Genomic DNA, 7,053 nt, shown 5'->3' with positions numbered 1-7,053 from the left:
AATTATACAATTTGACTCATTGATTTTATTAATGAGTTTAAGTTTTAATGCTGTTTTTAAGTTTATTTCTAGAAGGATATAAGTTATGATTAAGTCTTGATAGACTAACAATAAAATTATATTATATTTTCTGCCAGAAACCACCCTCATTCTTTATTGCTTCTTATTGAGAATGTATCTGAATCAATTTTCCTATCTAAAATTTGTTTTTTTATAGATAAATGTATTCTTTTACTCATTTTTCATCAATTTACCTCCGTAATCACCGTTTGTGACAGTCAAGGGTGCGGAATGTGGGTAATAATTGTACCCCAGTCACGAACAGATAGAAATAGATAAATTAGTCTATGAAGTCTATGGACTTAATGCCGAAGACATTGCCGAGGTTGAAAATTGGTATGCGCGTAGGTATCCAAAATTATCTCAAGCTCAAAAAGCCAACCTGCGTAAACTTAAACACAATGTCTGAATCACGGATTAGATGGATTAAAGGATTACACGGATTTTTAGAGGTTAAACGGATTAAAATCCGTGAAATTAGCGCAATCCGTTTAATCCGCGTTCTCACACTTAATTGGATTAAAAGATTGCACGGATTAGGTTGCCGGTTCCGGTAAAAACTCGTAAAATTCGTGAAATTAGCGCAATCCGTTTAATCCGCGTTCTCACACTTAATTGGATTAAAAGATTGCACGGATGAGGTTGCCAGTTCCGGTAAAAGCTCCTAAAATCCGTGAAATCAGCGCAATCCGGTTAATCCGTGATTCAGATATCTTTTCCCGCGTAATCCCTTAATCCGCTATCTCGATACCTATGGACTTAAAATACCAAGACATCACCAAAAAAATTATCGGCGCATCCTTTGAAGTCCATAAATTTCTAGGTAACGGCTTTCAAGAAGTAATTTATCAACGCGCCCTAGCCTACGAATTTCATCAGGCAGGCTTAACCTTTGCTAGAGAAATCGAACAACATATCTATTACAAAAACCTACCTGAACCAATCGGTACACGCCGTGCCGATTTTGTAGTTGAACAAAAAGTATTAGTCGAACTCAAAGCAGTAATCCAACTCGAAGACGTACACCTAGCCCAAGCCCTCAACTATCTCAAAGCCTATAAACTAGAAGTTGGGTTATTGATTAACTTTGGAAGTAAGAGTTTGACATTTAAGAGATTAGTATTAAGTAACAAATAAAAAAGCGAGAATTGCGGATTATATGGATTACGCTGATTACACAGATTTTTTTCATTTGCTAAGATAACCAAAATCTGTGTAATTCTTTAATCCGTAGAATCCGCGATTCTCACCTTCTCTGAAAATATGTTGATACCAAGGAGACTCTTGTAAGGCGACTTCTAGTCGCCCAAAACTTTTAAAACATCCTCTAAAAATTTCCATCATTAATTACCAATTATGCACAGAATCAGCGCCACACCAGGCGGATTAAATCAGTCTGAAGGTTTATTTTTCCTCGAACAAACTCCTGCCCCTTTCGTATTGATTACAGCAGCCGATACTGATATTCAAACTCTAGCGGCTGTAGTTACTAAATTACCTAGTCAATTCCCCGAAATCAGGGTAGCCAACTTATTACAACTACAGCAACAAATAAGTATAGATGCTTATAGTGAACAAGTTTTAGAATCCGCCCAAGTTATTGTGCTTCGTCTCATAGGAGGAAGTTCATACTGGGCTTATGGTTTAGAAGTCGTACAAGAAATTGTACAACGTAATGGCACAACTCTAATTGTCATGCCAGGAGATGACGGACTTGATTTTGATTTAATTTCCAAATCTACGGTTTCTCAAGAAATCGTCCAGAAGATTTGGCAATACTTTCAAGAAGGTGGTACAGAAAATTTCCTCAACGCCTTGCAATTTATCGCTGATACAGCCCTATTAACAGCATTTAATCCCCCACAACCACAACCTGTTCCCCGCGTAGGATTGTACGAAAGAAGTCAGGATGTAGGGGCGCAGGGAATGCGCCCAGTCAGGAGTCAGCCTAAAGTGGGGATTTTGTTTTATCGCGCCCATTATTTAGCAGGAAACACTAAAGTTATTGATGCTTTATGTAATGCTTTGATAGAGAAAAATTTACAGCCTGTACCAGTTTTTGTTTCTTCATTGCGCGAACCTGGTGTTAGTAGTCAATTATGTGAATTATTAGCAGCAAAAGATGATCATTCTGTTAGCTTGTTGATGAATACCACCAGTTTTTCCCTAGCAAGTTTAGAAACAGAAACACCACAAACCGAACTTTGGGAAAAATTAAATGTCCCGGTTTTGCAAGTAATTCTTTGTGCTAGTTCCGTTGAACAATGGGAATCAGAATCACAAGGTTTAACACCCCGTGATATTGCCATAAATGTGGCATTACCAGAAGTAGATGGGCGAATTATTAGTCGGGCTGTGTCTTTCAAAACCTTACAAACTCGGAATAATAAACTAGAAACCGATGTCGTAGTTTATGAACCCGTGAGCGATCGCATTCAATTCGTCGCCCAACTGGCTGCAAACTGGGTAAGATTGCGGGTAAAACCGCCCCAAGAACGCCGCATAGCCATAATTTTAGCAAATTACCCCAACACCAACGGACGGCTCGCCAACGGCGTAGGACTGGACACTCCTGCTAGTTGTGTAGAAATTCTCAAAGCCTTAAAGTTAGCTGGTTATGAATTAGGAACTATTCCCGAAACTGGAGACGAATTAATTCAAATTCTCACATCTAGCGTTACCAATGATCCCGAAGGGAAAGACTGGAAACCCATCAACCAAAGTTTATCAGCAGCAGAATATCAAAACTATTTTTCCACCCTACCAATAAATATCCAAAAACAAATTATTGCCCGTTGGGGACAACCTATTTTAGACGCGATCCAAAATTGGACAATTTCTGGAATTCAATTTGGTAATGTTTTTGTTGGTATTCAACCATCACGAGGTTACGATCTTGATCCTAGTTTAAATTATCATGCCCCCGATTTAGAACCAACACATAATTATTTAGCCTTTTATGATTGGGTACGAGAATCTTTTCAAGCAGATGCCATAGTTCATGTAGGAAAACATGGCAACTTAGAATGGCTACCAGGAAAAAGTGTCGCCTTATCTAATACTTGTTATCCAGAAATTGCCCTGGGACCAATGCCCCATTTATATCCATTTATTGTTAATGATCCCGGAGAAGGTTCACAGGCAAAAAGACGCGCCCAAGCCGTAATCATTGATCACCTCACACCACCAATGACAAGGGCAGAATTATATGGACCATTGCAACAAGTAGAAAATCTTATTGATGAATATTACGAAGCCGAAAGTTTAGATCCTTCCAGATTACCAACAATACGCGATCGCATTCAAGAACTCGTCATCAAAGAAAACCTGTACAAAGACTTAGGAATCACCAACCCCGAAGACATCGCCAACTTTGAAACCCTGATCTTAAACTCCCTAGACGGTTACTTGTGCGAACTCAAAGAAGCCCAAATCCGCGACGGCTTACACATATTCGGTCAATGTCCCCAAGGAACCCAACTACGAGACCTAATAGTAGCGATCGCCCGCATCCCCAACCGCCATTCTATCGGCATTACCCGCGCCATAGCCAAACAATGGCAAATAGACATAGACCCCCTGACCGACAACCTCTCAGCCCCCCTCTCTGCGCCTCTGCGCCTCTGCGAGAGACTTAAATCCTGCCACATCATCGGCGATGTCGTCGAACTCCTAGAAATAGAAGCCGCCCATTTAGTAGAAGAAGTTATCTCTGGGCGCAGACCCTGCGCCCCTACGGATTGGATCAGTGACAAACTCCTCCCAGCCCTACAAAAAACCAACCAAGAAACCACAAACCTCCTACGGGGACTTGACGGAAAATACGTTCCCAGCGGGGCTTCTGGCGCACCCACCCGCGGACGACCCGAAGTTCTACCCACAGGTAAAAACTTTTACGCCGTTGACATTCGCGCCATACCCACAGAAACCGCCTGGGACATTGGCAGAAAAGCCGCTGAAACCCTGATTGAAACCTACACCCAAGAACATGGAGAATACCCCCAAACCCTGGGTTTATCAGTGTGGGGAACAGCCACCATGCGGACTGGTGGTGATGATATAGCCGAAGCCTTAGCTTTACTTGGTGTGCAACCCGTGTGGGATGGTGCAGCAAGACGAGTAGTAGATTTTGAAATTTTACCCTTGGCGATTATCGGTCGTCCCCGTGTGGATGTCACTCTAAGAATTTCCGGGTTTTTCCGGGATGCTTTCCCCAATTTAATCGCTTTATTTGATCAAGCAGTGAAAGCCGTTTCAGCTTTAGATGAACCACCAGACCAAAATCCCTTAGCAGATACAGTTCGTCAAGAAACAGCACAATGGACTCAAGAAGGTTTATCTTTAGAAGTAGCCCAAGAGCGATCGCAATATCGCGTTTTTGGTTCTCAACCAGGGGCTTATGGTGCAGGACTCCAGGGACTAATAGCCTCCCAAAACTGGGAAAATGATCAGGATTTAGCCCAAGCTTACACAAATTGGAGTGCTTACGCCTATTCTTCTAGTGAGGGAACAGGGAACAAAAATGCAGAAGCCTTTGAACAACGCTTAAAGCAAATGCAAATCGTCCTCCACAATCAAGACAACCGAGAACACGATTTACTCGATTCCGACGATTATTATCAATTTCAGGGTGGTTTAACCGCAGCCGTGCGTTCTCTTCAAGGTAAAAATCCCCAAACCTACTTTGGCGACAATTCCAACACATCTCAACCCAAAATCCGCCAACTTAGTGCCGAAATTGCCAGGGTTTATCGTTCCCGCGTCGTTAATCCTAAATGGATAGCTGGAGTCATGCGTCATGGATATAAAGGTGCATTTGAAATGGCTGCAACCGTAGATTTTCTCTTCGCTTACGATGCTACCGCCCAATGTGTCGAAGATTATATGTATCAAGGTGTTGTAGAAGCTTATTTAGAAGACGCTACCGTTTGTGAATTTATTCATGACAAGAATCCCTGGGCATTACGCGATATTGCGGAAAGATTACTAGAAGCCAACCAACGCGGCTTATGGCAGGATGTGAATATACAAACCCTCGAAAACCTCCGCAATTTGGTGCATCAAGCGGAAGCAACTATCGAAGAAAAATAATTTCATTTAGGAACCGGATATGGAAAATCTTGCGTATTTACATTTAGCTTTTGCCAATCAAGACGAAGAAACCACTGAGTTAATATCCCTCAGTTCTTTATTCAAAACAACAGCCGCACCAAATTGGCAACTCTTTTCTAGTAGTGCGTGGAAATACATGATTCCCCTGGCTCTAACTATATCTATTTTGAATAGTGTTAGTAGTGTTTTCGCCTTAGAAAAAAATGATAACGCTGCTACCGTAAACAGTCTCCAACAAAATGAAATATCTCAAATTAAAACCGCCAATAATCAAGTTATCAGTACAGCCCCGATAACCCCCACTATCTCAAATAATATTATTTCCGTGAATAAGAAGCGCAAAGACCCCAATCTCCTCAGCAAAGGTGATGAAGGTGCGGATGTCAAAGTTTTACAAGAACGCTTGAAAATCGCTGGTTTTTATTATGGTAATTCCACAGGCATTTTTGGTCCAATTACTCACGAAGCGGTAAAACGATTCCAAAAAGCTTATCAACTCACAGTTGATGGTGTTGTCGGTAAATCCACACTAGCCAAATTACCAGATGTTACCGATGAAAATCAAACAACTACTTCTCAAAAATTAGATCACCCAGATATACTTAGTTTAGGCGATCGCGGTGAAGCCGTCAGAATTCTCCAAGCACAATTAATCACCGCCGGATTTCTCCAAAATCAGCCCAATGGTTACTATGGTTCTAACACAGTTGATGCCGTAAAACGCTTTCAAAAACAACACAAACTAGAAATCAATGGACTGGCTGGACAAACTACCCGTTCTAAGTTACACAGTTTAGTTAAAAACTCTGCCAAAAGTGATTTCACCACTCTAGAAATCCAAAGACGACTACAGGAAAAAGGTTTCTATAAAGGTCAAATCAACGGCATGATGGCATCTGATACCAAAAAAGCAATTAGTCGCGCTCAAGAATTTTATGGTATCAGTCTCAAAGATATTAAAAGCGGAAGTTTTTAATCCCCCGCTTTCTCCAAATCATCAGATTCCCCACGACTTGATTCATCCTCCAAATTTTGGGCTAGTACCGCAGAATGGAAGTCAAAAGTCAAAAGTCAAAATTAAGACTGCATAGGCTTTTTGGCTTTTGGAAATGGTTGGTTTATTTACGCCGTGCTGTACTAGTAATTGGTAATTACTCTTACCTTTTGCCTCTTGCCTTAGTTATTAAATTGGCATCAGCGCTCTTTGACACTTAGGACACACGGCATGGATTGTCATTTGACAATCTAATAAATGAAACCCCTCTTTTTGCGCTGTTTTTCCGCCAATCTTTAAAACTGAGTCATTCTTAAACTCAATAGTCGAATTACAGCGAACACAAATGAGGTGATGATGGTGATGGGGATAAGGCTGATTAATTTCATAATGTTTATGCCCTTCACCCAATTCCAACTCCCGTAAAATCCCCATTCTCGCCATTAACTTTAAAGTGCGATAAATAGTTGATAAACTAATCCCTTCACCATCAGTTTCTAAACGATGATATAGGTCCTCTGCACTTAAATGTTCACCTTGCGGGAGTTCCTGAAAAATATGTAGAATTGTTTCGCGCTGTGGAGTTAAACGCCAGCCACGGTCGTTTAACTCTGCTTTAAGTGAACCAGTTGTGTAGACAGTCATACTAAATTTTCTCAACAAAGCTCATTAATTGAGAATATAACAAATATTTGGCTTGATTTGCAACAATCATTGCTTATTGAGAATATTTGCCTCTTGCCTCTTGCCTCTTGCCTCTTGCCTCTTGCCTCTTGCCTCTTGCCTCTTGCCTCTTGCCTCTTGCCTCTTGCCTCTTGCCTCTTGCCTCTTGCCTCTTGCCTCTTGCAGAGGCAAGAGGCAAGAGGCAAGAGGCAAGAGGCAAGAGG

Annotated in this window: 4 protein-coding genes; 3 read left to right on the top strand and 1 reads right to left on the bottom strand. The window is 41.2% G+C overall.

Features of this window, described 5'->3' with window-relative positions; genetic code table 11:
- Positions 1-813: 813 nt before the first annotated feature.
- The 3 genes from AN486_RS25740 (at position 814) to AN486_RS25730 (ending at position 6,148) form a co-directional block, all read left to right on the top strand.
- Positions 814-1,197, top strand: coding sequence for a GxxExxY protein (locus tag AN486_RS25740; RefSeq protein WP_053540477.1), 384 nt, complete (start codon positions 814-816; stop codon positions 1,195-1,197).
- Between the two features lie 219 nt (positions 1,198-1,416).
- Positions 1,417-5,151: a cobaltochelatase subunit CobN gene (gene cobN / locus AN486_RS25735; protein ID WP_290602970.1), complete on the top strand. Its 3,735-nt coding sequence runs from the start codon at positions 1,417-1,419 to the stop codon at positions 5,149-5,151.
- 19 nt (positions 5,152-5,170) lie between these two features.
- Positions 5,171-6,148, top strand: a complete 978-nt coding sequence (locus AN486_RS25730) for a peptidoglycan-binding protein (protein WP_039203603.1) — start codon at positions 5,171-5,173, stop codon at positions 6,146-6,148.
- A 207-nt stretch (positions 6,149-6,355) separates the two neighbouring features.
- Here the strand turns inward: AN486_RS25730 and AN486_RS25725 are convergent, their stop codons facing one another.
- Complete coding sequence (locus tag AN486_RS25725) at positions 6,356-6,811, bottom strand: Fur family transcriptional regulator (RefSeq protein ID WP_027404555.1); 456 nt, start codon at positions 6,809-6,811, stop codon at positions 6,356-6,358.
- Between the last annotated feature and the right edge of the window lie 242 nt (positions 6,812-7,053).

Source organism: Anabaena sp. AL93, assembly GCF_001672085.1.
Lineage (GTDB): Bacteria > Cyanobacteriota > Cyanobacteriia > Cyanobacteriales > Nostocaceae > Dolichospermum > Dolichospermum heterosporum.
The sequence above is the reverse complement of the archived record's forward strand: the minus strand, read 5'-3'. Positions and strand labels throughout refer to the sequence as shown.